Source organism: Nesterenkonia sp. K-15-9-6 (assembly GCF_052656005.1).
Window position 1 is genome coordinate 1 of sequence record NZ_JBQYEY010000021.1, and the last position, 26,622, is coordinate 26,622.

The window sequence follows — 26,622 nt, forward strand, 5'->3', positions numbered from 1 at the left end:
GACTCGAGGACTAGGTTCAGTGGGCTCCACTGCGGCTCCTGATGAACAGGCCGGTGCAACCACCGATAGACCCCGCCGCGCGCAAGCGCTGCGAGATGTGCCGGAGAATGACCCCTCGATCCGAACACCCTGTGATCGGCGCGCCCCCAGGCTCGCGTGACCCCACCCCAGACACACGACAGGGCCCGGACACACGACAGGGCCCCGGGAGGATGTTCTCCCGGGGCCCTGTGGTGATGCGGTGTCCGTGGCTCGAGCCTCAGCGAGGCACGATGCGGACTGCGCGGGTCACTTGGCGGCGACGACCTGCAGGTCGAGCGCGGCGGTGACGTCAGCGTGCAGCTTCACCGTGGCGGAGTAGCTGCCCACGGCCTTGATCCGCTCGGGGATCTCGACGGTGCGCTTGTCGATGGAGCCCAGACCGGCGGCCTCGACGGCCTCGGCGATCTGCGCGGCACCCACGGTGCCGAACAGGCGACCGGACTCCCCGGTCTTCACGCCGATCTTCACCGGCTGCGACTGCAGCTTCTCAGCGATCGCCTGCGCCTCCTCGACGGTGGCGATCTCGCGAGCCTTGCGAGCGGCGCGGATACGCTCCACGTCCTTCTCGCCGCCCTTGGTCCACGTCAGCGCGTAGCCACGCGGCAGCAGGTAGTTGCGCGCGTAGCCGTCCTTGACCTCGACGATGTCGCCCGCGGCACCCAGACCGGACACTTCCTGCGTCAGGATGAGCTTTGCCATTGGTGTGTTCCTTTCCTTCCCAGACAGCCTGGATCAGCCGCGACCCGCGCCGGAGTACGGCAGCAGAGCCATCTCACGAGCATTCTTGATCGCCTGGGCGATCTTGCGCTGCTCCTGGACGGACACGCCGGTCACGCGGCGAGCACGGATCTTGCCTCGGTCGGAGATGAACTTCCGCAGCAGGGCGGTGTCCTTGTAGTCGATGACCTTGATGTCAGCAGCCTTCAGCGGGTTCGCCTTGGGCTTGGGCTTCTTGAGTTCAGCCTTTGCCATCGTGGTGCTCCTTCTCTAGATCGGAGCCCGCAGGTGCTTCCTGCGGGATGGTGAACAGGATTATGTGGTGGGCCTTCCTCAGAAGGGAGGCTCGTTGGTGTCAGGAGTGTCCCAGCCGCCGCCGGAGGGCTGTCCGCCCCACGGGTCGGAGGAGCCGCCGCCGGAGTCGCCGCCCCAGCCGCCGGAGCTCTGCTGGCCGCCGCCGCCACCGCCGAAGGAGTCTCCCCCTCCGCCGAAGCCGGCACCTGCCGCAGCACCGCCGCCGAAGCCGCCACCGCCGCCGCCATTGAATCCTCCGCCGCCGCCACCGCGGCCCTGACGCTGCACGCTCGCCGTGGCGAAGCGCAGCGACGGACCGATCTCGTCGACGTCGAGCTCCCAGGAGGTGCGACGCTCGCCCTCCTTGGTCTCGAAGGAGCGTGCCTTCAGGCGACCCTGGGCGATCACCCGGGTGCCTTTGGTCAGCGACTCGGCCGCATTCTCGGCCGCCTCACGCCACAGCGAGCAGCGGACGAAGAGAGTCTCTCCGTCCTTCCACTCGTTCGCCTGACGGTCGAAGAACCGGGGCGTGGACGCGATCACGAAGTTCGACACGGCCGCACCCGAGGGGGTGAAGCGCAGCTCCGGGTCAGCGGTCAGGTTCCCGACAACAGTGATGATGGTCTCGCCGGCCATGTACAGCTCCTCCTGGGTTCATGCCTGACAGGGTTCGGGCCTGACGGCCCGTCCACCGGAGGATCAGGCGATGCGCTGGTCCTCGGGGCGGATGATCTTGGTGCGCATGATCGTCTCGTTCAGGCGCAGCAGTCGGTCGAGCTCGGCAGCCGAGTCGGGCGTGGAGTGGAAGTTCACGACGGCGTAGATCGCCTCGTTCTTCTTCTTGATCTCGTAGGCCAGGCGACGACGTCCCCAGACGTCGATCTCCTCCACGGAGCCGCCGTCCTTCTTGACGATCTCCATGTACTTGCCGAGAGTCGGCTCCACAGTGCGCTCATCAACCTCGGGGTCGACGAGCACCATCAGTTCGTAGTGACGCATGTGTGAACCCACCTCCTTCGGTCTTGCGGTCACGGGCTTTCCGTAACAGGAGGTTCATTGCATCGTGCGTATCTGCGCGGCCCAGTTCCGACGACCGGGAGTCCCGGTGTCGACCCGCAGGCGGGCACACTGAACCAGCGTCAGACAACCTGCCCTATGCTACCGGCTTTGCGTCTCCGACACTAACCGACCCCTCCGACAGGAGGAACGGCCGCGTTCACACCGTCAGCTCGGCCGTGAAGAAGGCCGCCGCCGCGTCACGCAGATGAGCGACGTCGTCGACCCCGCACATCTCCCGGGCCGAGTGCATGGACAGCAGCGGGATCCCGACGTCGACGGTGCGGATCCCCAGCCGCGTGGCGGTGATGGGGCCGATCGTCGAGCCGCAGGGGACGTCGTTGTGGGAGACGAACTCCTGGCTGGGGATGTCCGCGGCCCGGCACACCTGCGCCCACATGGCCGCCCCCGGGGCGTCGGTGGTGTAGCGCTGGTTGGCGTTGATCTTCAGCAACGGACCGGCATCGGGCAGCGGGCGGTTGGCCGGGTCGTGACGCTCCGCATAGTTCGGGTGCACCGCATGGCCGGCATCCGAGGACAGGTGCCAAGAGGCGGCGAAGGCTCGGGCCCGCTGGCCCGCGCTCGCGCCCAGCCCTTCGTAGACGCGGTCCAGGACCTCCTCCAGGAACGGACCCGCGGCGCCGGAGCGGGAGGCGGATCCCAGCTCCTCATGGTCGAAGGCCGCGAGCATCGGGATCACCGCGCCGCCGTCGGCGGAGGACGCCACCTGCTCCAGCGCGACGAGCCCCGCGTGGACGGAGGAGAGGTTGTCCAGCCGGCCGGAGGCGAAGAACTCCCCGGCCCCGTCGCGCCCGGCGCCGAAACGCGCCGGTGCCTGGGCATCGGCGACGACGACGTCGTAGCCGTCGACCTCATCCGCCGCGACGCCTGCGGCCTCGGCCACCACGGCCAGCACGTCCGCCGCCGCGGCAGCCTCCGACGAGCCGGCCAGGCCCAGGATCGGAGCGGTGTGCTCCTGCCTGCCGAGCGTGAGCCCGTCATTGACCTTCCGATCCAGGTGGATGGCCAGCTGCGGGATGCGCGCCACCGGGCCCGTGGCGGCCAGATGGGTGGCGCCGTCGCGGGTGACGAGCCGCCCCGCCAGGCGCAGCTCCCGGTCCAGCCAGGAGTTCAGCAGGGGCCCCCCGTAGACCTCCATGCCGGCCTGCACCCAACCGTGGCTGACCACGGTGGACTTCGGCTTCAGCTTGAACCCCGGGGAGTCGGTGTGCGCACCGAGGATGCGCAGCGGCGTGGTGGCGTCCGCCCCCTCCGGGACCACCCAGGCCAGCACCGCGCCGTCGCGGACCACCACGTACCGGCCGGGGGCGGCGGGCCAGTCCTGGTGCTCGCCGAGCTGGGTGAATCCCGCCTGCACCAGGCGCCGGGCCGCCGTCACGGCGGCGTGATACGACGACGGCGAGGCGGTCACGTAGCCGGCGAGGTCGTCGAGGAGCGCGTCGCCGGTGAGGGCGGTGGTCTGCGGGGTGGAGGAGGTCTCAGGCATGACCTCATCCTACTGTTCGGTCGGGAAACCTGTCCGACCATCGGGGCGTGTGCTGTGCCCTTCGCCAGGAATGCTCGCCTACAGTCGGCAGTGACGACGACCACTGCTGAGGAGGGGCCGTGAACCTGGTCCACGTGAGCATCCTGATCCTGTACCTGCTGGGCCTCATCGCCACCGGCATCTGGTTCAGCCGATCCAAGAAGATCTCCACCGGGGATGACTTCATCTTCGCGGGACGCCAGCTGCCGACGGTGGTCATGGTGGGGACGCTGGTGGCCACCTGGGTCGGCTCCGGAACCATCATCGGCGGCGCCAGCTTCGTCTACAGCTACGGCCCGCTGGCCTCCCTGATCTTCTTCGCGGGCACCCCGCTGGGCATCCTGGTGCTCTACGTGCTGGCCCGCCGGATCAGGGTCGCCGGGTCCTACACGGTGCCGCAGATCCTGGAGATGCGCTTCGGGATCTCGGTGCGGATGCTCGCCGCGGCGATCACCATCCTCGCCTACATCGGGATCGTGGCCTATCAGTTCACCGGCGGCGGCAGCATCATCGCTCTGGTGACCGGGCTGACGCCCGGCCAGGGCGCGATCATCGCCACCTTGATCATCACCTTCCTGGCGCTCGGCGGCGGGCTGAAGTCCGTGGCCTGGTCCGACTTCTTCTCCGCGGCGATCATCGTCACCGGGCTGCTCATCGCCGTGCCCCTGGTGCTGGGGCACACCGACGGCTTCACCGGCTGGTGGGAGAACCTGCCCGAGGACGCCACCACGTTCTCCGGCGGGCTGAGTGCCCTGGCGCTGCTGGGCTACTTCCTGCCGACCTTCCTGCTCATCATCGCCGATCAGAACATGTATCAGCGGCTGGGTGCCTCCAAGGATCCGGCCGCGGCCCGGCACGCCATGGCGGGCATGTTCTTCGCCTCCTTCCTGATCTACTTCCCCGTGATCGTCCTGGCCACCGCGGCGATCACGCTGCTGCCCGACGGCGACCCGGGCGACGCGGTCCTCGGGCTCGCCTCGGCGGGGCTCATGCCGACCGTGCTGGGCGGGCTCATCCTCGCCAGCGCGCTGGCGTTCATCATCACCACCGGATCCAGCTTCCTGCTCTCCGTGGGCAGCAACATCGTCTACGACGGCTTCGCCCGCTTCTCCCGCGGCGAGCTCTCGGACCGGCGTCGGATCGTGACCCACCGGCTCACCATCTTGGTGATCGCCGTGCTGGCCTATGTGCTGGGGACGTTCTTCCCCACCGTGCTGGAGCTGCAGATGTACTCCTACACCGTCTACGGCGTGGCTCTGGTGCCCCCACTGATGGCGGCCTTCTTCTGGCGGCGGGCCACCACACCCGCGGTGCTGACCTCCATGGGTCTCGGGGTGCTGGTCACCATCGGCTGGGAGCAGCTGGCCGACAGCGAGCTCAACGCCGTCATCGTCTCGCTGCCGGCCGCCGTCGTCGCCCTGGTGGTGGTCAGCCTCGTGACCACGCCGCGCGCGGAGGCCCTGCCGGATGAGCTGGCCGACGCCGAACCCGGCGGCTCCGGCCCCGACGCCCCGGACTCCGGCACCACCGACCCGTCCACCCGCAAGGAGCCCTGACCGATGACCGATCTTCCCGCCGCCGCTCCCGGATCGACCCCGCTGGTCATCCGTGACGCCACCGTGGCCGACGTCGCGGCCGGGTCCCTCACGGAGAACCAGACGCTGGTGCTGGCCGAGGGACTCATCCAGGACATCGGCTCCGCCCCGGACCTGCCCTCCGACGCTCGGGAGGTCTCCGCCGGGGGCCGCATCGTCATCCCCGGCCTCATCGACGCCCACGTGCACGTGCTGGCCGGCACCGCCGACCTGTTCCGCCAGGCGGAGGAGTCGCCGTTCTACGTGGGCGCCCGAGGGTCGCAGATCATGCGCTCCATGCTGCGGCGCGGCTTCACCACGGTCCGCGACGTCGGCGGGGCCGACCACGGCGTCAGCCGTGCCGTGGCTGAAGGGCTCTGGGAAGGTCCCCGGGTGGTGTTCGGCGGCCGGGCGCTGTCACCCACCGGGGGACACGGCGACGGACGCGCTCCCAGCCGTTTCGCCTCGGACGACACCTGCTGCGACATCGGGCTGGTCTGCGACGGCGAGTCGGAGGTCCGCCGTGCGGCCCGCCACCAGCTCCGCACCGGAGCCCACCACGTGAAGATCATGCTCTCCGGAGGCGTGGCCTCCCCCACCGACCGAGTGGACTCCCTGCAGTTCAGCGACTCCGAGATCACGGCCGTGGTGGAGGAGGCCGAGGCCGCGAACCGCTATGTGGCCGGGCACGCCTACACCGCGCGCGCCGTGAACCGCGGGCTGCGGCTGGGCGTGCGCAGCATCGAACACGGCAACCTCATCGACGACGACTCCGTGGAGCTCTTCCGAGCCCATTCCGCCTTCCTGGTGCCCACGCTGGTGACCTACGACCGGCTGAAGGCCGAAGGCGCCGCGGCAGGGCTTCCCCCGGCGAGCCAGGAGAAGGTCGACGTCGTCCTCGAGGCGGGTCTGCGTGCCTTGGAGAGGGCGTGGCGCGGCGGTGTGGACGTCGTCTTCGGCACGGACCTGCTGGGGGCGATGCATCCGCATCAGTGCGCGGAGTTCCGCATCCGTGGGGAGGTGATGCCGGCTCGGGACGTGCTGCTCTCCGCCACCGAGACGGCGGCCCGCCTGCTGAACGCCGAAGGGCGCCTGGGCGTCCTGGCTCCCGGTGCGGCCGCCGACCTGCTGGTGGTCGACGGGGACCCCCTGCAGGACCCGGGCGTGCTCGCCGACCCGGACCGTCACCTGCGAGCGGTGGTGCAGGCCGGCCGGCTCGTCACCTCCTCGCTGCCCTGAGCCGGACTCAGCCCACCAGGCCGGTCTGGTACGCGTAGACCACGGCCTGGACCCGGTCGCGCAGCTGCAGCTTGGTGAGGATGCGGCGCACGTGGGTCTTCACCGTGGCCTCGGAGAGGAAGAACCGACCGGCGATCTCCGCGTTGGACAGCCCTTCCGCGACGGCGAAGAGCACCTCGGTCTCGCGCTGGGTGAGCGGCTCGCGCACCACGCCGTCGTCGAGGGCCGCGGCGATCTGCTCGCCGGTGGGTCGCTCACCGCCGGACTGCCCACCCCCGGACTGCTGAGTGGCGGACTGCTGGGTGCCGGACTGCTGGGGAGCCGCGCTCGACGAGGCGACGGGCGGGGAAGCCGGCCCCTGCTGGGACGCGGCCGGTGAGCCGTCGTCGGACCCAGCAGGCCGGCGCACGTAGGTCTCCAGCAGCCGCTGGGTGATGCGGGGCGCGACGACGGCGTCGCCTTCGGCCACCACCCGCACGGCGCCCACCAGGTCCTCCGGGGCGACGTCCTTGAGCAGGAAGGCGCTGGCGCCGGCCTGCAGCCCGGAGAAGGCGTACTCATCCAGGTCGAAGGTGGTCAGGATGATCACTCGGGCGCAGGGGTGGTCGGAGACGATCCGTCCGGTGGCCTCGATGCCGTCCATGCGCGGCATGCGCACATCCATCAGGACCACCTGCGGGAGCTGCTCCTCCGGCAGGGTGCGCATCAGCTCCAAGGCCTCGACGCCGTCGGCGGCCTCCGCGACCACCTCCAGGTCCTCCTCGCCCTCCAGGATGAGGCGGAACCCCATGCGCAGCAGGTGCTGGTCGTCCACCAGCATCACCCGCACCGGCCCGGTCCGCTCGGTGGCCTGCTCGAGCGCGTCAGCGTGCTGATCCATCCTGCTCCTCATCCTCGGTGCCCCTCATTCTCCGCGCCGCTCGTCCGCGGCGCCCCTCATCACGGTCATTCCCCCACGGCGACGGCCCGTCCGTCCAGTCTCCTCAGCCGGACTCGCCGGACGCCCATGACGGCGTCGAGGAGCTCGGCGGCGGCTCCAGCACCGCGCGGACCATCCATCCACGATGCCGGCCGGGCCCGGCATAGACGGACCCGTTGTAGAAGGCCGCCCGTTCGTTCATCCCTCGCACCCCCTGGCCCGAGCCCACCGAGGGGGCCCGGTGGCCCACCTCCGGGGAGAGGCCGTCGTCGGTGATGGTGAGGACCACCTGCCTGGCGCTGCTCATCCCCAGCGCCGCCTGCTCCTGCTCGTCCAGACCCTGGGCGCGCAGCTCCTCGACCTCCTCGGCGGTGCGGCCCGGCTGGTGCTCGATCCGGACCTCCACCGCGCTGACCTGCCGACCATAGCGCAGCACGTTGGTCAGCGACTCCTGGATGATCCGGTGCACCGTGAGTCCGAAGGCGGCATCGTCGGGCAGCGGCGGACCCTGCATGGTGACCGTCAGGGGGAGTCCCGCCTGCCGGAAGCCCTCGTAGAGCTCTTCCAGGGACTCCTGCGCCGGACGCAGCGCCTGATCCACGCCGTCGCCCTGCTTGAGGACCCCGATGACCCGGCGCATGTCCGCCAGGGCGGTGCGGCCGGTGCTGGACACCTCGTGGAGGACCTCGGCGGCCCGCTCGGGGTCCCGGCGGACCACCACCCGGGCGCCGTCGGCCAGGGAGATCATCACCGACAACGAATGGGCCACCACGTCATGCATCTCCCGGGCGATCCGGTTGCGCTCGGCGACCTGCGCCAGCTGACGGGTGTGACCGGCCCACTCGAGGATCTCCCGCTCATGGCTGCGTCCGCGACGCACCGCGGCTCCGATGCCCGCGGCGATCCCCGCGGAGAGCACCATGATGATCACCAGCGGCACGAGAGACTCCTGCGGGGAGGAGTAGACGCCGAAGACCTCCTCCCAGTAGTTGAACTCATAGCGGTCCAGCCAGGCGTCCACCCGCAGCAGAGGGAGGTAGGCCGCCAGGGTGGCGGGCAGCCCGACACCGAGACCCCAGGTCAGACCCCGGTGCAGACCGATGCAGTACACGACGAAGCACAGGCCCAGCATCTGGGAGCCCTGCCAGGGGTAGATGAAGACCCCGGCCGCCTCGCCGAGCATCACCACCGCGGCGGTCCCCAGCGGCCACCGGTGGCGGAACAGCAGGACGACGGCGATGATCACCTGGACCACACCCACCCACCAGCCGTGCGCGCCCATGTCGATGAACGCGCTGGGCAGGGTCCAGGCCGAGAACAGCAGGTAGATCGCGGAGACGACGACGTTCATCGTCCGGGGGTGACGTCGGAACCAGCCGCGCATCCCCCGGCGGCGGACCAGGCCGAGGTCCTGCCACCCGGGGGGCTGCTCGGCGGGCGTCTCCGGCGGCGTCGTGCTCATGGTCTCGAGCCTACGCGTCCATGCAGTCGGCACAGGGTGCCTGTGCCTCAAGCATCACGACGCCGGAACAGCAGGCCGCCGGCGACCGTCGCCGCCGCCGTCCAGGCCACCATCCCCAGGCCCGCGGTCAGGGTGCTCATCTGGTCGGAGAGCTGCGGGTCGGGCACGGTGAAGCTGGTCATCAGGTTCGCGAACTGCCACCGGTGCAGGGTCTCGATCAGCGCGGAGTCCCCGGCCATCGCCAGGAGGATCTCCAGGGACATCGGGAGCACGAACAGCAGGATCGCCAGGGTGACGATCCCTCCGGCCGTGCTGCGCAGCACCGCACCGAGCCCGAAACCGATGAGACCGGCCAGCACGACGCCGGCCCAGTGGGTGATGAGCCGATGCCAGGTCTCGCCGGCGGTGAGATCCGGCGCCAGCCCGTGGGTGGCGGCGGTGGGCACCGCGATCAGCAGGATCCCGAGGATCAGCACCGCGGTGAGGGCACCGAGCACGAGCGCCACGGCGAGACCCTTGGCCGTGTACAGCAGGGTCCGCCGCGGCACGGCGGCCAGTGAGGAGCGCAGGGATCCGGTGGCGTGCTCCGAGGTGATCGCGATGACTCCGATGCAGCCGACCAGGATGGCGGCGAAGGCCAGACCGGTCAGCGGGGTCTCGAGGGCCATGTCGCGCATGACCCGCTCGGGAGGGGCGGAGAGCGGGTCCTCCTGCTGCCAGCGGAGCATGCTGCTGAGGCTGATGGCGGAGATCCAGGCGAAGAGCAGCACCAGGAGCAGGGCCCCGACGCCGAGCCACCAGGCCGCCCGCATCGTGAGGATCTTCTGCAGCTCGGAGCTCAGCACCCGGAGGTGGCTGAGGCCCTTCAGGGTGGGGTCGACGTCGTGCTGGCGTCGGGTGGGCCGCGGGGCCGTGCCGTTGGCGGTGTTGAGACGTGGGTGCTGGGCGGCGGCGGAGGTCTCCGGGGTCATGTCAGTGCTCTCCGTCCTGCTCGGCGGTTCGGTCCGCCGTCGCGGGACCGGTGAGGGCCGGGCTTGTGAGGGCCGGGACTGTGCCGGCCGCATTCGTGGCGCCCGGGCTTGTGAGGGCCGGCTTGGAGGGGGTGAGGCCGCCGCTGCGGTGCTCCACGGCGTCGTGGGTCAGCCGGAGGTAGGACTCCTCCAGGGAGGTGCGCAGCGGGGTGAGCTCATGCAGCGCCGCGCTGATCTCGCGGGCGCGCCGGCCGATGGTCCGCGCGTCGAGCCCGACGACCTCGAAGGTCTCGGCGTCATGGGCGGTGACGGTGACATCCTCCGCCGAGAGCGCCGTCATCAGCTCAGTGGCGTCTTCGCTGCGCACCAGCACCCTGGTCCCGCCGGCGGCGTCGATGAAGTCCGCCAGGGGCATGTCGGCCAGAATGCGGCCCCGGCCGAGCACGATCAGGTGGTCGGCGGTCTGCGACATCTCCGACATCAGGTGGGAGGACAGCAGCACAGTGCGGCCCTCGGCGGCGAGCTGCCGGGCGAGCTGCCGGACCCAGCGCACCCCTTCGGGGTCGAGCCCGTTGACGGGCTCGTCGAAGATCAGGGTGGCAGGGTCACCCAGCAGCGCGGCACCGATGCCGAGACGCTGATTCATCCCCAGGGAGTAGCCCTTCACCCGACGGTCGGCCACCGAGCCCAGTCCAGTCATCTCGATGACCTCGTCCACACGGCGTCGGGCGATCCCGTGCGTGCTGGCCAGCACTCGCAGATGCTGGCGACCCGTGCGACCCGGGTGGGTGGCGCCGGCGTCGAGCACCGCGCCGACCTGACGCAGCGGGGCGGCATGCCGTCCGACGGGGAGGCCGTTGACGGTGATGCTGCCCGAGGTCGGCCGGTCCAACCCCATGGCCAGGCGCATGGTGGTGGTCTTGCCCGCCCCGTTGGGGCCCAGGAACCCGGTCACCCGTCCGGGCTCGGCGGTGAAGCTGATGGCGTCCACGGCCCGGTGAGGTCCGGACCGTCCGGCCCGATACACCTTGGTCAGCGCCTCGGCGGTGATCATCGGGACCCTCCCTGATGGTGGTGATGGTGTCCCTCACGCTACGGGCCGGTGGGCTGGCAGGCTTCAGCCTGTGGGGTGATCTTCTGCGTCTCCGGTCCGCGACGACGGCGGGCGGGTCATCCTTCCGGCTGAGGGGACCTCCGTGGGCCGCGTCGCCTCACCGCCAGCGGGGAGCCCGGCCGTAGGTGATCGCCCGCAGCGGGGCCTCGAGCGGCCCGGTGCGGAAGCCGGCCATCCAGAGCCGGGAGAGCAGCAGCTGGACGGCCCACAGCCCGAGCACGATCACGCCGATCTGCAGCGCGGTGAGCTCACCGGCCAGGCCGAGGCCCAGCGCGGAGAACACCACGGCGAGCACCAGGGACTGGCCGAGGTAGTTGGTCAGCGACATGCGTCCGGCGGGAGCCAGGGCGGCGGTGAGCCAGCCGAAGGCCGGGCTGCGGAAGACCAGCAGCGCGAGGATCACGTAGCCCAAGGACTGGACCGGCCCGCCGGCCAGGGTGAGGGCCTGGGCCAGGAGCATCACTCCCATGCCGGGTTCTTCCGTGGGCACCGACCCCGGGGCACCCCAATCGATCCAGGCCGCAGCCCCGGAGATCAGCAGGCCCACCACCAGTGCAGGCAGCATGATCGCCACCAGGCGGCCGGTCGGCACGTCCCGGCCGACGATGCGCTCCAACAGCTGCGAGCGCCCCACCACCAGTCCGATGAGGAACGCGGCGAAGGCCATCAGCCCCTGCCCGAAGATGATCATGGGAGCCATGGTGGCGTAGGCCTCCAGCTGGAAGCCCAGATACGAGCCGATGGTCCCGGTGTAGGCGGCGACGGCGGCGTCGGCGTCACCGGGCAGCGTCATAGCCTCGTCGAAGCCGGGGGTCCCTTCGGCCAGCAGCACCAGCGCCGCGATGCCGAACAGGAACAGGGTGACCGCCCCGTAGAGCACGCCGGCGACGATCAGCGCGGTGCGGGTGCGCACCCGCCGCATGCCCAGCAGCGCGAAGCCCAGCAGCGCGTAGGCCAGCAGGATGTCGCCGACGAAGAGGAAGATGCCGTGCAGGACACCGAGCACGGCCAGCATGACGAAACGGCGCACCGAGCGGCCCACTTCGGAGACCCCGGCCCGGTGGGCCGAGGCCCACTGCATCACGAAGGACAGCCCGAAGAGGAAGGAGAAGACCACATAGGACTTCGCCTCGAAGAGCAGTGTGGCGGTGAAGGCCGCCAGCTGGTCGCCGGGGCCCTGGATCTCCCGGTGGAACTCGCCGGTGGTCAGCTGCCCGGGCTCCGCGAAGAACCAGATGTTGACCGCCAGGATGCCCAGCAGCGCCACGGCTCGCAGGGCGTCGACGGCGACGAGCCGCGGCGGCCGTGCCGGCTGGGCGGGCTCACCGGCGGCCCGCGGCGCGCCGCCGTCGTCGGGGGTGTGGGGCTGCGTGCCGAGGGGGCCGTCCGGCTGCTGTCCGCTCATGGCACTCAGCCTAGGCAGGCTGCCACCGCGGCTCATCCCTCCGAAGGATGATCCTCAGCGCTCCACCTCTCCACGGATGAAGGCCTCCACCCGCTCCCGGGCGACCGTGTCGTGCAGCTGCTCGGGCGGAGACTTCATGAAGTAGCTCGACGCCGAGACCAGGGGGCCGCCGATGCCACGGTCCAGGCCGATCTTGGCCGCCCGCAGCGCATCGATGATCACGCCCGCGGAGTTCGGCGAGTCCCAGACCTCCAGCTTGTACTCGAGCGCCACGGGGGCGTCACCGAAGTTGCGGCCCTCCAGGCGCACATAGGCCCACTTGCGGTCGTCCAGCCACTGCACGTAGTCGGAGGGTCCGATGTGCACATCCTCGGCCTGCAGGTCCGCGCTGGTGTTGGAGGTGACCGCCTGGGTCTTGGAGACCTTCTTGGACTCGAGCCGGTCGCGTTCCAGCATGTTCTTGAAGTCCATGTTGCCACCCACGTTGAGCTGATAGGTGCGGTCCAGGATGACCCCGCGGGACTCGAACAGCGCGGCCAGCTCACGGTGGGTGATCGTCGCGCCGATCTGGGACTTGATGTCGTCACCGACGATCGGCACGCCGGCGTCGGTGAACCTCTGCGCCCATTCCTCGGTGCCGGCGATGAACACCGGCAGCGCGTTGACGAAGGCGGCGCCGGCGTCGATGGCGGCCTGCGCGTAGTGCCGGGCGGCCTCCTCGGAGCCCACCGGCAGGTAGCAGACGACGACGTCGACCTCGGCGGCCTTCAGCGCCTCGGCCACGTCCACCGGCGCGGCGGAGGACTCGGTGATGGTCTCCCGGTAGTAGCGGCCCAGCCCGTCCAGGGTGGGTCCGCGCTGGACCGTCACACCAGTGGGCGGGACGTCGGCGATGGTGATGGTGTTGTTCTCGCTCGCACCGATCGCCTTGGAGAGGTCCAGCCCCACCTTCGCCTCATCGACGTCGAAGGCCGCCACGAACTGCACATCCGAGATGTGATAGTCGCCGAACTGGACGTGCATCAGGCCCGGCACCTGCTGGTCGGCCGGGGCGTCCTTGTAGTACTCCACACCCTGGATCAGGGAGGCGGCGCAGTTGCCGACGCCGACGACGGCGACGCGGATGGGGTTGGTGGCCACAGGTATGCTCCTCAGGAAACTCGGCTCAGGTCTCAAGGCGTCATAGACGGACGCCCGTCGAGCCGCCATTATTCCTCATCAGCACCGGCGCCCGGCGGAGGACCACGGACGTGACCGAGTCATAGAGTGGTGGCGATGAGACCCCCTCCAGCAGCCCGCGCCAGCGACGACGACGACGACGTCCGCGTCGGCGTCGGCGTCGGCGCGACCGTGGCCCCCACCCGGTCCGACCCGCTGCTGCGGCTGCTCTCCGACCGGCTGGGCGGCCCGGCCGGTGCCCGGCTCCGGCCCTCGCGTCATCGAACCGTGACGCGCGCGCTGCTGGTGATGACCGCCGTGGCCGTGCTGCTCTCGGTGCTGACCATGCAGCACTGCCGCGCCGAGGGTTGGGTGGGCGTGGGCGTGTACCACCATGGCTGCTACTCGGACGTCTCTGCGCTGTATGTGCAGCGTGGGCTCGCGCAGGACCCGTGGGCGCCGTTCGTCGACGGCGCCTGGTTCGAGTACCCGGTGCTGACCTCCCTGCTGGCCTCGCTGGCCGCCCTGGTCACCCACGGGGTGGACGCCGTGACGAGCACGCTGGCGCCGTCGCTGGTGTATTGGGAGGGCCGCCTGTCCCTGCTGTACTGGGACGTGACCTTCCTGGGTGCCGCCCTGGCCTGGTTCGTGCTGGTGCTGGCCGTGATGCGAGCGGCCGGGCGACGCCCCTGGGACGCGGCGATCGTGGCCACCTCCCCGGCGATCATCTACGGAGCGGGCATCAACTGGGACCTCTGGGCCACGGCCGCGCTGGTGCTGGCGCTGCTGGCGCACCAGCGCGGACAGCACCTGACCGCCGGCGCCCTGATCGGAGTGGGAGTCTCCTTCAAGCTGTTCCCCCTGTTCCTGCTGGGGGCGGTGTTCGTGCTCGCCGTGCGCCGCGACGGCCTGCCGTGGAGCGCGTTCGGGCGCACACTGGGCGCCGCCGTCCTCGCCTGGGTGACCCTGAACCTCCCGGCCATGCTCGTCAGCCCGGAGAACTGGTCCCAGTTCTGGGCGTTCTCCGCCGAGCGCGGCGCTGGGTACTCCTCCATCTGGCACATCTGGCAGGTGCTCGCCGAGGGTCAGGGCGGCAGCGGGCCGGCGCCGGAGCTGATCTCCACTCTGAGCCTGGCGCTGTTCGTGGCTTGCTGCCTCGGCGTGCTGATCCTCGGCGCGAAGGCTCCCGTCCCGCCGCGGACCGTCCAGCTGCTCCTGCTGATCGTCGCGGCCTTCGCGCTGGTCAACAAGGTCTACTCGCCGCAGTTCATGATCTGGCTGATCCCGCTGATCGCCCTGGCCGCGCCTCGGTGGCGGGACGTGCTGATCTGGCAGGCCGCGGAGTTCCTGCACTTCTGGGCGGTGTGGATGTACCTGGCCGGCGTCGTCGGGGACCACCAGCCGCAGCACAGCATGGCCGACGGCGTCTATGTGCTGGCCGTGCTGGGCCACATGGCCGCGACCCTGTGGATCATGGCCGTGGTGGTGCGGGACATGTACCGGCCGGAGAGCGACGTCGTGCGGAACCCGCCGGTGCTGGATCAGCGGCGCTGACGGACGTCACGTCGCGGCCCGGCCACAACCCACGGGGCGATCCGGTCTCCGGCCGAGAGATGCCCCGGCCGGAGACCAGCGAGGTCAGCGACGTCAGCCCCTCAGTGGTTGCCCTCTTCGTCGTAGGTGCCGAACTCCATCTCGGCGTCCCATTCGTCGAGCTCGGCCTCCTGCCAGGAGCCGTAGGTCGGGTTGGGCAGGACGAACCAGTCGTCGCCCCACCGGTCGGCGTGCTCCTCGATGAGGTCGTGCTGCTCCTCCAGGTCGGCGCCGGCGTACCCCTCATGGAAGTCATGCAGAGTGTCGCCGAGCTGCATGATCAGCTCGTACTCGGCCTCCACGGACTCCCGGCGCTCCTGCTTGGGCGGACCCAGCAGCAGGACCTGGTCCTCCTCCACCTGCGGGAACTCCAGCTCCTCCAGCATGGCGAGAGTGTCATCGAGGTTCTCCTCCGTGCGGTCGGAGAGGTAGACGATCGTCACGCCCAGCTCATCGGCACGCTCGAAGAACTCCAGGGCGCCGGGGATGACGCGGGCCGTGCCTTCGCGCTCCCAGTGGTCCCAGGTCTCCCAGTCGGTGTAGTCGTGGCACTGGGCCATGTCCCGAGCGAGCAGCTCGGAGTTGTCCACTGCCGTCTCGTCCAGGTCGGTGATGAGCGCCAGATCCTCGCCGTCGGCCTCGTCGACGAGCTCCTCCAGGCGCTGCTCCGCCAGGCGGTAGGTCTGCGCCTGCAGGGCCTTGGCCTCCGCGCTCTGCTGCTGCCAGCGCAGACCCATGGCATGTTCGAGGACCGCGCAGTCCTCATCCGTCTCCGCATCCTCGGCAGCCGCGTCGTCCGACGTCGCGCCGTCGTCGTCGGTGTCAGCGGCCTCAGCGGCGTCGTTGACGTCCTCGTCGACGTCCGCGCCGTCCTCCCCTTCAGCGCAGGCCGTGGTCGCCAGCAGTGCGAAGGCCCCCAGGCCAGCCAGTGTCTTCTTCATGAGTCGACTCCCCTCGTGCGGTATACCAAGTCCGTTCTCAGGTTCTCACAGGGTGCGTCTGGAGGGAATGGAAGTCGGCTGGGGAGGCTTCGACCTCACTCCTGCTCCGCCCACCACTCCTTGAGCACCAGCACAGCCTCGTCCTCTGCGACCGGACCGTTCTCCATCCGGTGCTCCAGCAGGAAGGAGTACGCCTTCCCCACCTGCGGTCCGGGCGGGATCCCCAGGACATCCATGATCTGCTCGCCGTTGAGGTGTGGCCGGATCTTGGCCAGTTCCTCCTGCTCGGCGAGCACCGCGATGCGCTCTTCGAGGTCGTCATAGGCGTGGGCGAGCCGCTCGGCCTTGCGCCGATTGCGGGTGGTGACGTCGGAGCGGGTCAGCCGGTGCAGCCGTTCCAGCTGATCGCCGGCGTCGGTGACGTAGCGCCGCACCGCCGAGTCGCTCCAGCCGGCGTCGCCGTAGCCGTAGAACCGCATGTGCAGCTCCACCAGCCGGGTGACGGCCTTGATGGTGTCCTTGTCGAACCGCAGCGCCTGCATCCGCTTCCGCGTCAGCTTGGCCCCGACCACGTCGTGGTGCCGGAAGCTGACCCCGCCGCCGGGTTCGAAGCGCCGGGTCTTCGGCTTGCCGACGTCGTGCATCAGGGCCGCGAAGCGCAGGATGAAGTCCGGGCCGGGGACGGGACCGTCGTCGTCGGTCTCCAGGCCGGCGGCCTGCTCCATGACCTGCAGAGAGTGCTGGTAGACGTCCTTGTGCCGACGGTGCTCGTCGTCGGTGCGCTTCAGAGCCGGAACCTCGGGGATCACGACGTCGGCCAGCCCGGTCTCCACCAGCAGGTCCACTCCGATCCGTGGATGCGCCCCGCAGATCAGCTTGACCAGCTCCTCACGCACCCGCTCCGCGGAGACGATCTCCAGCCTTCCGGCCATCGCGGTCATGGCCGCGCGGACGTCGTCGGCGACGTCGAGCCCCAGCTGGGAGGCGAAGCGGGCGGCACGCATCATGCGCAGCGGATCGTCGGAGAAGGACTCCTCCGGCGTGGACGGAGTCCGCAGCCGCTGGGCCACCAGGTCCTTCACCCCGCCGTGCGGATCGACCAGCTCCCAGGACGGCAGCCGCAGCGCCATCGCATTGACCGTGAAGTCGCGGCGTACCAGGTCATCGGCCAGGTTCGTGCCGAACTGCACCTGCGGCTTCCGGGAGGCCGGATCATAGGCCTCCGCCCGGTAGGTGGTCACCTCGATGGTGTCGTCGCCCTTGCGGATCCCGATCGTGCCGAAGTCCCGGCCGATGTCCCAGTGCGCATCCGCCCAGCCGGCGACGGCGGCGATGATCTCATCCGGGGTGGCGTCCGTGGTGAAGTCCAGATCGGGGGAGGTGCGCCCCAGGAAGAGGTCACGCACGGGCCCGCCCACCAGGGAGAGCTCATGGCCGTGGGAGGCGAACTGTTCACCGAGTGCGACGACGACGTCGGGCAGCCAGGCGCCGTCGGGAAATCCAGCAGGGAGATAAGGCATGACAGAGACAGTTTCCCACAGGCTGATCCTGCTCACGGGCGCGCGGCAGTGTCATGGACCCGCGGCAGGCTCGGACCTGCGTTCCTCTATGGTCCTGTCCGCCTTCGACCAATGCGTGGTCGGCACCTCCCGCAGGATCACCGTGGTGTTCTCCGGGGCGGCTCCCACCTCCTGCTCGGCGCAGCGGTGCAGCGCGGAGATCAGACTCCTCAGCTGTTCCGGCGATCGGCCGACAGCGATGGACACCTCGATCAGCGGCATGTCAACTCCTGTCAGCTGCGCATGACGAAGGGATCCGCCACGGGACCTTCGTCGGTGTTGACCCACACGCTCTTCAGGCGCGTGTAGTCACGGATTGTTTCCGTGCCGTGCTCGACGCCAACCCCGCTGGCTTTGAACCCCTGTCGCGGAGACGTCGGCGACATTGCGCGGTACGTGTTGACCCACACGGTGCCGGCATCGAGCCCCCGGGACATCCGGTGGGCGCGGGCGAGATCGCGAGTCCAGACCCCGGCGGCCAGCCCGAACTCGGTGTCGTTGGCCAGGCGGAGGACCTCCTCTTCGGTGTCGAACGGCATGACCGCTGCGACCGGGCCGAAGATCTCCTCGCGGACGACTCGCATGTCGTGGGTGACGTCGGTGAGCACGGTGGGGGCGTAGAAGTAGCCGGGCAGCTGGGTATCGGGTCGGCATCCGCCGGTGTGCACACGGGCGCCTTCCGCCACTCCTGCTTCCACGTAGGAGGCGACCTTGTCCCGCTGAGCTGCGAACGCGAGGGGGCCCAGTTCGGTCTCATCCTGCAACGGGTCACCGATAATGATGCTCTGAGCTCGCTCGGAGACCTTCTCCAGCAGCTCGTCGTAGACGCTCCGGTGCGCAAAGACCCTGCTGCCGGCGATGCAGGTCTGCCCCGCGGCCGCGAAGATACCGGCCACGACTCCCATGGCGGCGTTCGAGACGTCCGCATCATCGAAGACGATATTGGGACTCTTGCCGCCGAGTTCCAGAGTGCAGCCGATGAACCGGGACCCGGCGGAGGCACCGATCGCTGAGCCGGTCGCTGTGGATCCGGTGAACGAGACCTTCGCGATCGTCAGGTGGTCCACGAGGGGCTGCCCTGCCTCGGCCCCGAAGCCGGAGACGACGTTGACGGCTCCCGCGGGGAACCCTGCCTCCAGGGCCAGCTCCGCCAGGCGCAGAATTGACCGGGTCGTGTGCTCAGAGGGTTTGATGACCAAAGTGTTCCCCGCCGCGAGCGCCGGAGCTAGTTTCGACGTCGTGAGTGTCAATGGTGAGTTCCACGGGGTGATCGCTCCGACCACGCCCAGCGGTTCACGCATGGTGTAGTTCAGCATCAGCGGCGAACTGGTCGGGATCTGGTCGCCCTGGATCTTGTCGGCCAGGCCCGCATAATAGTAGAGGTACTCCGGCAGAGATCCCATCTGACCGCGCATCTCGCGGAGCAGCTTGCCGTTGTCCAGGGATTCGTACCGAGCCAGCTCGTCGGCGTTCTCGGCGATGAGATCGCCGAGCCGTCGCAGCAGATGCCCGCGCCGGGTCTGCGAGAGATCCCTCCATCGCTGGTCGGAGTACGTGGCATGGGCTGCCCGGACAGCCCGGTCCACGTCCGCTGCGGTCCCGCGAGCCGCCTCATAGAGAATCTCCAGGGTCGCGGGGTTCCGGCTCTCGAAGTATCCGCCCTCGATCGGATCGACCTGCTCGCCTCCGATGAAGTGTCCGTGTCGTTCAGTCATGGCGTGCTCCTGTCCTGTCGTCGAGGAATCTCATCAGTGTCTCGGCCAGCTGGTCGGGGCGTTCGACGGGCAGCATGTGTCGGGCTCCCTCGACGACGACGACGCGCCCGTCGACTGCGGCCGCGGCCAGGCGTCTGCTCATGTCAGGGGTGGACCCGGGGTCCTCTGACCCGGTGATCGCCAGGATGGGGATCTCCAGCTGGGGGACGTCCTGGACGATCTGCTGATCCGCGGAGGCGAAGACCTCGTAGACCCTCAGATACGACGTGACGTCGTTGGCCAGCAGGACCTGGCGGGTGGCCTCGATCCGATCGGACGGGACCGGGGTGCCCCTCGGGTACCAACGACGCAGCGAGGCCTCGACGCTGCCCTCGAAGTCCCGGGCGGCGTGGTCGAGCCGCTCACGCACCGAGCTGACCTGCTCAGGGGTTCGGCCATAGACCGAGCTCATACAGGTCAGACTCAGGACTCGCTGCGGGTGACGCCGAGCGAAACGCGCTGCGATGAGCGCTCCGATGGAGAAGCCGACCAGATGCATCCGATCGGGCAGTCGCTGCGCCAGGTCCTCGACGAGATCGTCCAACGTCACAGATGCGTCAAGCGGCGGCTGGACCCCATGACCGGGCAGATCGACCGTCTCCACTCTGCGGCGACCTCTGGCGGCCAGTGCCGCCTGGAGGTCGCTCCAGATCAAGCTGTCCAGTCCGACGCCGTGGAGCAAGACGATGGGGATCGCCTCGTCGTCGACCATCACTGCTCCGTCGACAGGTCCGCGAGTCGCTGCTGAGGACGCCCCTGAGCTGCTGCTGCGAGCGCGATGACGATCTCTCCGGGGTGTGGCGCATCGGGGACCCGCACTTCGATCGTCTGATGATGGGATCGGATCGTCGCATCGGTGATGTGTTTGAGCGGAATGTCGAAGAGGACACCCGCCGGCCCCCGTTTCTCGACAGCTGGCAGCAGGGTGCTCGCCTGGGTCGCCTGACGGAAGTGGTCCCCGAACTTCAGCGTGTGGATCAGCGCTGAGCCGTGTTCCACCTCACCGTCCAGCCCGACGATCGCGGCCTTTCCATAGGCCTCGACCGTCTCTCCGAGCGCGTCGACGACCCGGGGGGCCAGCAAGGCGCCGATCTCTGAGGCCGTGGCTTCGATGCCCGGCTGAAGGTCGTCGACGAAGCCCTGCCCGCGCCAAGGGTTCTCGATGACAGCGGCGACCACCGCGACGCGCGCCGCAGGTTCGACTACACGCCCGCCTTCGTGGTGGATCTCTTCGATGATGGTGGTGATCTTCCGGATGGTCATTCCTGGACTCCTCTGAGGATTTCTGATGTGACGACGGGGTCAGTGGTGCGGTCACCGAGCCGTGGATGGGGACGTGGTCCGGTGGAGGCGGCGACGACGAGGACGATCTCCTCTGGTGACGGGGCGTCACCGACCCTGACGCTGGTGGTCTGATAGTGGCTGCGACTGGTCGCGTGGGTCTTGTGCCACATCGGCACCACCAGCGGCTGGCCGGCCTCAGCGCGCTCGTCAGCGAAGCACAGCACCGAGGTGCCCTCTAGATGCTCACGGACGATGTTGCCGAAGTAGGGGGTGTGGATCAGTGCCCCCGCATGCTCCAGCTCTCCACCGAGCCCGACGACGGCGGCTTTGCCGAACGCCTCGATGCGGTCACTTCCGCCGAGCCTGCTGATGAGCTGACCGGTGAGCAGCTGTGCGAGACGGGGGGCGACCCGGCGTGCTTCCGGTCCGAGGTCCTCTGCGTGGCCCGTGCCGATCCAGGGGTTACGCAGCACCGCGGCGGCTGTGGCGCGTAGAGCCGGCCGGTGGGGCGGCTCTCCAGCCTCGGAGAGTGTCTCCTCGATGTGGCACACGATCTTCCGGACTCCGAGGTCGGCTGCGTCCGGCACGGGGATGACGCTCATCGAGGCTGTCCTGCCTCGGCGGTCTGCTGGACGAAGTGCGGCATCACTTCAGTGGAGAAGAGTTCCAGGCTCCGCATCGCATGCTCATGCTTCAGGCCCGGGTGCGTGGTCCAGAGCATCAGGTGTTCGAGCCCGACCTCTCGCTGAAGCTCCTCGATCTTCTCCCGCACGTATTCGGGGGTGCCGACAAGCATGTTGCGCTCCATGAGCATGTCGAAGTCGAGGGTGTGCTCCTCAGTGAGCTCCTCGTCCGCCTCCATGAGGTTGCCCAGGCCCCTCCAGTGCGTCACCCAGCGGTAGGTGTTCATGACCGCCTCTTCGAACTCGCGACGGGCCTGCTCCATCGTGTCGGCGACGTAAACATCCCTGACCAGCGCAATGCCTTCACCCAGTTGAACCTCACGCCCCTGAGCTTTGGAGGCCTTGTCACGATAGAGCTCGAAGCGCCCCTTAAGCTCGGAGACCGGCGGCATCCAGAAAATCGCCTGGGTGCCCTCTGCGGCAGCGTTGATGATGGACCGCGGCGAGTCGATGACCTGCCAGATGGGCGGATGCGGCTGCTGCATCGGCCGGGGCACCAGCTGCAGCCGGGTGATCTCCCCCTCCTGTGTGAACTCCGGCGTGGCCGGGGACATCGGGTGGCTCCACTGCACCCCCGGAGCGGGGAACTCGAAGAACTCGCCGGTGTGGCTGAAGAACTCGTTGCCCCAGGCCTTTTTGAGGACCTCCATGGTCTCCTCGAAGAGGGCCCGGTTCTTCTGCTGGTCCCGCGGGTCGGCGGCAGGGTTGAGGTTGACGGCCTCTCGTCCGTACAGCCCACGTCCGACACCGACCTCAAGACGTCCTCCTGAGAGCTGGTCCAGCAGCGCGAGGTCCTCGGCGAGGCGCAGCGGATGCCAGAATGTGACGATGGAGGCGGCCTGGCCGATTCTGAGCGTGGTGGTACGGGCAGCGATGTCCACCCCCATCAAGATCGGGTTGGGCATCAGCTCCTGCCCCTCATGCCCGAAGTGGTGCTCGGTGTACCAGGCTGACCAGAATCCCGCCTCTTCGGCGGCCATGGCATACTCTCGGGCGTCGCGCATGTGCTTCTGGTAGTTCTGCAGGTCGCCGGGGGCTCCCTGTCCGTGAAAAACGGAGAATCGCATCGTGGATCCTTTCTGCCGGTGTGCACCGGCGAGGTCTGGGGCCGGCTCAGCTCACGAGTCGCCCAGGTCAGTTCTCCTGTGTAGCGGTCCGCGGATCGGTGAGGACCTCACGGACTGAGGCGTAGACGTGATTGCGCATCGCGGACTCCGCTGCAAAGTGATCCTTCGCCCGGATCATCTCCACCACCGTCCGATGTTCGGCGGTGGACGCTCGGATCCGTCCGGGATGTTCCGCAGTCCTGATCACCATGCGGTGGAACGCCAGCTGATTCATCAGCAGCTCGTAGTGCTCGTGGAGCTTGCGGTTGTCCGCCCCGTGGATGATCGTCCGGTGGAATTCGTCCACTAGATCTGCGTACCTCGCAGCATCGTCGGCCGCAGCAGCCTCATCAGACTCCTCGATGTTCTTGTCGAGGATGTCCAGTTCGGGGACGGGGCCGCGCCGCGCCATGAGGCCGGCGGCGAGGCCCTCCAGACTCTCCTTGAGCTGGAACAGCTCGACGATCTCCCGGCGGGTGGGCTCCCGGACGAAGGTGCCGACCTTCGGTCGGATCTCGACCAGTCCCTCGAGCTGCAGCTGTTTGAGGGTCTCCCGGATGGGGGTGCGGCTCACCTCGAACTTCTTCGCCAGGGAAATCTCGGAGACCGAGGCTCCTGGCGGCAGGACTCCACTGACCACGAGGCCACGCACCTTCTCCAGCAAAGTCGACTCCGAGGAGTCGACAGCGGGCTCGGATGTGAGATCTGTCATGCATGCAACATAGCTGGCCAGATTCCCAGGGGTCAAGCGAGCGCGGTTGGCCAGTTTGCTTTGTTTGCGCGCATTCTGAGCGATCTACCCTCGATCATTGACGGACGATTGTGATCTGGCTTACGGTCTGTTGCATGCAACAGTTGACGACACATCACCTTGAGTACGCCTGGCAGCAGGCCTGGACCCACGGCGACGTCTCCGCCCTGACTGACCTGATGGCCCCCGACTACAGACGCGTGAGCCGCTCCTCCGGCGCGACTCTCACCGCAGCAGAACTCGAAGAGGAGATCCTCAGCATCCGCCAAGGGTTCCCTGACATCGAGACGACGATCGACTCCCTCGTGGCCGAGGAGGAACGACTCGTCGTCTTCTGGTCCACCCGCGGCACGCACACGGAGTCCTTCCTCGGCGTCCCTCCGACAGGCCGGACAGTGAAGACCTACGGCACTAACCTGATCACCCTCCACGACGGCCAGATCGTCCACGAGGAAGTCACGTGGGACGGCACCGAGATGCTGCACTCCCTCGGAATCCGTCACCTCAGCGACGCAGGATCACCGGTCCAACCGGTCCGCACGGACGATCTCAGCGGCTCGCCGGACCCGGAGATTCTCAAGACCTTCAACCGACAGTTCGTCACCGGGGTCACCGTGGTCACCACCCAGGACGACGAAGGCCGCCCACGGGGCCTGGCAGTCAACGCCTACACCTCTGTGTCGCTGGAACCACCGCTCGTTCTGGTGTGCATCCAGAAGAGCTCCTCGACCTACCCGGCGTTGTTCTCTGCCACGCACCTGGGGATCAACATCCTCGGCACCCGGCAGCGCGAGACCATCGCGACGTTCGCCTCCAAGGCTTCAGACAAATTCGCCTCGGTGGACTGGCACCCGGCTCCCGCGGGCAGTCCGCTCATCGATGGATCCCCAGCCTCCCTAGAGGCGGAGATCCGCGACCGGTTCCAGGCCAAGACCCACACCGTGTTCATCTGCCGCGTCGGCCATGCCGAGGTGACGGACGCAGACCCCATGCTCTACAAGGCCGGAAGCTTCTTCGACAGCGACGGACTGACCCAGATCTGACCTCGTTCTCGCGTCCGTCGGCCGAGACCCCGTGCAGCCACAGAATCGGAGACCCTCATGTCCCGTGACACCAGCACTCCCGCCCGAGGGCAGAACACTCCTACCCCACCCCGAGGAAGACCTTCGACGGCGGTGTTCTCCGTCGCCGTCACCCTCATCCTCATGTTCATCCTGGTCGGCGCGCTGCTGCCCGATCGGCTCGGCGAGGTCTCGAACATCGCCCTGGGATTCGTGACGAGCACGACAGGGTGGTCGATGCTGCTGATCCCCCTGGCATTGATCGTTCTGCTGTTCGTACTGGCCGTGACGCGGTTCGGCCGCATCCGGCTGGGGCCGGACGGGTCCCGGCCGGACTACCCGACATATGCCTGGATCGCCATGCTGCTGGGCGCAGTCATGGGCATCGGACTGATCACCTACGGCGTCGCACAGCCGATATCTCACCTGTTCACTCCACCTCATGGGCTGTCCGAGCCAGGCACCCAGACCGCTGTGGTGGACGCACTGCGCTTCACCTTCCTCGACTGGGGCATCCACGCCTGGGCGGTCTTCGCCCTGTTCGGACTGGCGATCGGCTACTCGACCTATCGGCTGGGGAACAAGGGACTCGTCTCGGCGGCGCTGAGGCCTCTGCTGGGGCGGCATGCCGACGGTGCCGCAGGCAAGGCCATCGACGTCCTGGTGATCATCGCCACCCTCTTCGGGACGACGACGTCACTGGGCCTGGGTGCCGCACAGATCAGCCAGGGACTGACTCTCATCACCGGTGTGGACATCACCTCGACCACCTCGCAGATCGTGATCATCGCCATCGTCACCGTGGTGTTCACCGCTTCGGCCGTCTCCGGGATCAGCCGCGGCATCCGGTATCTGAGTGAGATCACCATGGTGATCGCCGGTGCGCTCCTGATCTTCGTGTTCATCGCTGGTCCCGGCACTTACCTCATCCACATGTTCCTGCGCTCGATCGGCAGTTACATCAGTGACTTCACCGCACTGAGCATGATGATGCCTGCCACCGAGACTGACCTGGAGTGGATGCAGTGGTGGACCTACTTCATGATGGCCTGGTGGATCAGCTGGGGCGCGTTCGTCGGCATCTTCCTCGCCCGCATTTCGCGAGGGCGGACCATTCGGCAGTTCGTCTTCGTCGTGCTGGGTGTCCCTGCACTGGTGTTCGCCGGCTGGTTCACCGTCTTCGGCGGCAGCGCCATGTACATGGACATCAACGAGGGCACCGCCATCGGAGAAGCGGCTGCGGAGAACGTCAATCTGGCATTCTTCACCCTGCTCGATCAGCTCCCGCTGACCCAGATCACCTCGGTCGTCGCCGTCGTGCTCGTGGTGCTGTACTTCGTCACCGGCGCCGACTCGAACACCTATGTGCTCTCCGTGATCTCCTCGGACGGCACGATGCAGCCGCGCCGAAAGGTGCTGCTGGTCTGGGGCGTGCTGACCGGCGCAGTGGCCGCCGTCCTCCTCTACTCAGGCGGCCTTCAGGCCCTGCAGACGACGGTCATCCTCACCGCCGCACCCTTCATCTTCGTAATCCTGGCACTGGCGGTGGCCACAGTCATCCAACTCCGTCGAGATCCGCTCATCGAGGCGCTGTCCACCTCGACACGCGAGGTCGCCATGGTGCAGCAGGCTCAGCACACCGCAGCGGAGATCTCCCCGCCATCTGAAGGAGACCAGGGAGGCGAACAGCCAGATAGGCGCTGAGGCGCCAGCTGCTGCCCGCGCTAGGCGCCCACTGCCCCCAGCAACAACGAGAGGCCCCGGCGCTCCCGCTGTCCGACACCCCAGCACGTGTTCCTGGATGATCGGTAGGCGCCTTCCACCGACGCTAGAGTAGTCACCATGAACGGAACGGAGACCGGCGACGAACCCCAGACGCCGCTGACGGTGTCGATGGGCTCCCGTCGTGTGCCGGTCCCGAAGCCGCCGCGCGGCGGCGGGCACCTCCCCACCGTGGAAGAGGTCAGCGCCGGCGGCGTCGTGATCCGCCCGGCCGCACAGGGCTTCGAGGCCGCCATCATCGCCCGGTACAACCGGGGAGGTCGGCTCGAATGGTGCCTGCCCAAGGGGCACCCGGAGAACGACGAGGACTTCGAGCAGGCCGCCGTCCGTGAGGTGGAGGAGGAGACGGGCATCGCCGGTTCCATCCTGACCTCGCTGGGCAGCATCGAGTACTGGTTCACCGTCCCCACCCACCGGGTGCACAAGACGGTGCACCATTTCCTGCTGGAGGCGGTCGGCGGCGAGCTCACCACGGAGAACGACCCGGACCACGAGGCCGTAGACGTCGCCTGGGTGAACCTGGACGACCTGGAGCGCACCCTCTCGTTCCCCAATGAACGACGCATCGTCAACGCTGCCCAGCAGGTCATCGCGGACACGTTATAGTCGTC

General features: G+C 68.6%; 26 protein-coding genes. 6 read left to right on the top strand and 20 right to left on the bottom strand.

Annotated features, from left to right (window positions below; genetic code table 11):
* Nucleotides 1–288 precede the first annotated feature (288 nt).
* From rplI to SD455_RS12625, 5 genes are all read right to left on the bottom strand, one after another.
* Nucleotides 289–741, bottom strand: a complete 453-nt coding sequence (rplI, locus tag SD455_RS12605) for a 50S ribosomal protein L9 (RefSeq protein ID WP_070159043.1) — start codon at nucleotides 739–741, stop codon at nucleotides 289–291.
* 33 nt (nucleotides 742–774) lie between these two features.
* Nucleotides 775–1,014 (bottom strand): 30S ribosomal protein S18, encoded by a 240-nt coding sequence (gene rpsR, locus SD455_RS12610; protein ID WP_070159044.1) that lies wholly within the window; start codon nucleotides 1,012–1,014, stop codon nucleotides 775–777.
* Nucleotides 1,015–1,092: 78 nt separating this feature from the next.
* Nucleotides 1,093–1,689 (bottom strand): single-stranded DNA-binding protein, encoded by a 597-nt coding sequence (locus SD455_RS12615; protein ID WP_085437900.1) that lies wholly within the window; start codon nucleotides 1,687–1,689, stop codon nucleotides 1,093–1,095.
* Nucleotides 1,690–1,752: 63 nt separating this feature from the next.
* On the bottom strand, nucleotides 1,753–2,052 hold the full coding sequence (gene rpsF, locus SD455_RS12620; protein ID WP_070158535.1) for a 30S ribosomal protein S6: 300 nt from the start codon (nucleotides 2,050–2,052) through the stop codon (nucleotides 1,753–1,755).
* A gap of 217 nt (nucleotides 2,053–2,269) precedes the next feature.
* Nucleotides 2,270–3,616: a M18 family aminopeptidase gene (locus tag SD455_RS12625; RefSeq protein ID WP_445508319.1), complete on the bottom strand. Its 1,347-nt coding sequence runs from the start codon at nucleotides 3,614–3,616 to the stop codon at nucleotides 2,270–2,272.
* A gap of 119 nt (nucleotides 3,617–3,735) precedes the next feature.
* On the opposite strand from SD455_RS12625, the gene SD455_RS12630 reads away from it, so the two are divergent.
* On the top strand, nucleotides 3,736–5,211 hold the full coding sequence (locus SD455_RS12630) for a sodium:solute symporter family protein (protein WP_070158533.1): 1,476 nt from the start codon (nucleotides 3,736–3,738) through the stop codon (nucleotides 5,209–5,211).
* 3 nt (nucleotides 5,212–5,214) lie between these two features.
* Complete coding sequence (locus SD455_RS12635) at nucleotides 5,215–6,468, top strand: metal-dependent hydrolase family protein (protein WP_070158532.1); 1,254 nt, start codon at nucleotides 5,215–5,217, stop codon at nucleotides 6,466–6,468.
* Between the two features lie 7 nt (nucleotides 6,469–6,475).
* Here the strand turns inward: SD455_RS12635 and SD455_RS12640 are convergent, their stop codons facing one another.
* From SD455_RS12640 to SD455_RS12665, 6 genes are all read right to left on the bottom strand, one after another.
* Complete coding sequence (locus SD455_RS12640; RefSeq protein ID WP_070158531.1) at nucleotides 6,476–7,348, bottom strand: response regulator transcription factor; 873 nt, start codon at nucleotides 7,346–7,348, stop codon at nucleotides 6,476–6,478.
* 103 nt (nucleotides 7,349–7,451) lie between these two features.
* The gene (locus SD455_RS12645) at nucleotides 7,452–8,849 is read right to left on the bottom strand and encodes a sensor histidine kinase (RefSeq protein WP_445508320.1); all 1,398 of its coding nucleotides are present in this window, start codon (nucleotides 8,847–8,849) and stop codon (nucleotides 7,452–7,454) included.
* Between the two features lie 47 nt (nucleotides 8,850–8,896).
* The gene (locus SD455_RS12650; RefSeq protein WP_445508321.1) at nucleotides 8,897–9,820 is read right to left on the bottom strand and encodes an ABC transporter permease subunit; all 924 of its coding nucleotides are present in this window, start codon (nucleotides 9,818–9,820) and stop codon (nucleotides 8,897–8,899) included.
* 1 nt (nucleotide 9,821) lies between these two features.
* A complete protein-coding gene (locus tag SD455_RS12655; protein ID WP_445508322.1) occupies nucleotides 9,822–10,874 on the bottom strand; it encodes an ABC transporter ATP-binding protein in 1,053 nt (350 codons plus the stop codon).
* A 157-nt stretch (nucleotides 10,875–11,031) separates the two neighbouring features.
* On the bottom strand, nucleotides 11,032–12,339 hold the full coding sequence (locus SD455_RS12660; RefSeq protein WP_445508323.1) for a DUF418 domain-containing protein: 1,308 nt from the start codon (nucleotides 12,337–12,339) through the stop codon (nucleotides 11,032–11,034).
* 54 nt (nucleotides 12,340–12,393) lie between these two features.
* Nucleotides 12,394–13,479 carry an inositol-3-phosphate synthase gene (locus tag SD455_RS12665; protein ID WP_070161657.1) on the bottom strand — a complete coding sequence of 362 codons (1,086 nt, stop codon included), beginning with the start codon at nucleotides 13,477–13,479 and terminating at the stop codon, nucleotides 12,394–12,396.
* Nucleotides 13,480–13,614: 135 nt separating this feature from the next.
* Here SD455_RS12665 and SD455_RS12670 point away from each other — a divergent pair, with 135 nt between their 5' ends.
* Nucleotides 13,615–15,051 (top strand): glycosyltransferase family 87 protein, encoded by a 1,437-nt coding sequence (locus tag SD455_RS12670; RefSeq protein ID WP_445508324.1) that lies wholly within the window; start codon nucleotides 13,615–13,617, stop codon nucleotides 15,049–15,051.
* Nucleotides 15,052–15,152: 101 nt separating this feature from the next.
* On the opposite strand, the gene SD455_RS12675 is transcribed toward SD455_RS12670, so the two are convergent.
* The 9 genes from SD455_RS12675 to SD455_RS12715 all read right to left on the bottom strand — a co-directional run bounded on the left by SD455_RS12675 (nucleotide 15,153) and on the right by SD455_RS12715 (nucleotide 23,129).
* The gene (locus SD455_RS12675) at nucleotides 15,153–16,031 is read right to left on the bottom strand and encodes a 5'-nucleotidase, lipoprotein e(P4) family (protein ID WP_445508325.1); all 879 of its coding nucleotides are present in this window, start codon (nucleotides 16,029–16,031) and stop codon (nucleotides 15,153–15,155) included.
* A 95-nt stretch (nucleotides 16,032–16,126) separates the two neighbouring features.
* Complete coding sequence (locus SD455_RS12680; protein ID WP_445508326.1) at nucleotides 16,127–17,551, bottom strand: CCA tRNA nucleotidyltransferase; 1,425 nt, start codon at nucleotides 17,549–17,551, stop codon at nucleotides 16,127–16,129.
* Nucleotides 17,552–17,602: 51 nt separating this feature from the next.
* On the bottom strand, nucleotides 17,603–17,812 hold the full coding sequence (locus tag SD455_RS12685; RefSeq protein WP_445508327.1) for a tautomerase family protein: 210 nt from the start codon (nucleotides 17,810–17,812) through the stop codon (nucleotides 17,603–17,605).
* Nucleotides 17,813–17,823: 11 nt separating this feature from the next.
* Nucleotides 17,824–19,305, bottom strand: coding sequence for an aldehyde dehydrogenase (locus SD455_RS12690; RefSeq protein ID WP_445508328.1), 1,482 nt, complete (start codon nucleotides 19,303–19,305; stop codon nucleotides 17,824–17,826).
* Entirely contained in the window at nucleotides 19,298–20,056 is a 759-nt protein-coding gene (locus tag SD455_RS12695) for an alpha/beta fold hydrolase (protein WP_445508329.1), read from the bottom strand. The genes SD455_RS12690 and SD455_RS12695 overlap by 8 nt, the downstream gene beginning before the upstream one ends.
* On the bottom strand, nucleotides 20,056–20,607 hold the full coding sequence (locus tag SD455_RS12700; protein WP_445508330.1) for an amino acid synthesis family protein: 552 nt from the start codon (nucleotides 20,605–20,607) through the stop codon (nucleotides 20,056–20,058). The genes SD455_RS12695 and SD455_RS12700 overlap by 1 nt, the downstream gene beginning before the upstream one ends.
* Entirely contained in the window at nucleotides 20,604–21,230 is a 627-nt protein-coding gene (locus SD455_RS12705; protein WP_445508331.1) for an amino acid synthesis family protein, read from the bottom strand. Before SD455_RS12705 ends, SD455_RS12700 begins: the two co-directional genes overlap by 4 nt.
* Entirely contained in the window at nucleotides 21,227–22,378 is a 1,152-nt protein-coding gene (locus SD455_RS12710; RefSeq protein WP_445508332.1) for an LLM class flavin-dependent oxidoreductase, read from the bottom strand. Before SD455_RS12710 ends, SD455_RS12705 begins: the two co-directional genes overlap by 4 nt.
* A 67-nt stretch (nucleotides 22,379–22,445) precedes the next feature.
* Nucleotides 22,446–23,129 carry a GntR family transcriptional regulator gene (locus SD455_RS12715; protein WP_445508333.1) on the bottom strand — a complete coding sequence of 228 codons (684 nt, stop codon included), beginning with the start codon at nucleotides 23,127–23,129 and terminating at the stop codon, nucleotides 22,446–22,448.
* A gap of 134 nt (nucleotides 23,130–23,263) precedes the next feature.
* Between SD455_RS12715 and SD455_RS12720 the strand changes: the two genes are divergently transcribed.
* The 3 genes from SD455_RS12720 (at nucleotide 23,264) to SD455_RS12730 (ending at nucleotide 26,617) form a co-directional block, all read left to right on the top strand.
* On the top strand, nucleotides 23,264–24,211 hold the full coding sequence (locus SD455_RS12720; RefSeq protein ID WP_445508334.1) for a flavin reductase: 948 nt from the start codon (nucleotides 23,264–23,266) through the stop codon (nucleotides 24,209–24,211).
* 57 nt (nucleotides 24,212–24,268) lie between these two features.
* Nucleotides 24,269–25,933 carry a BCCT family transporter gene (locus tag SD455_RS12725; RefSeq protein WP_445508335.1) on the top strand — a complete coding sequence of 555 codons (1,665 nt, stop codon included), beginning with the start codon at nucleotides 24,269–24,271 and terminating at the stop codon, nucleotides 25,931–25,933.
* Nucleotides 25,934–26,071: 138 nt separating this feature from the next.
* Nucleotides 26,072–26,617, top strand: coding sequence for an NUDIX hydrolase (locus SD455_RS12730; protein WP_442935366.1), 546 nt, complete (start codon nucleotides 26,072–26,074; stop codon nucleotides 26,615–26,617).
* Nucleotides 26,618–26,622 lie beyond the last annotated feature (5 nt).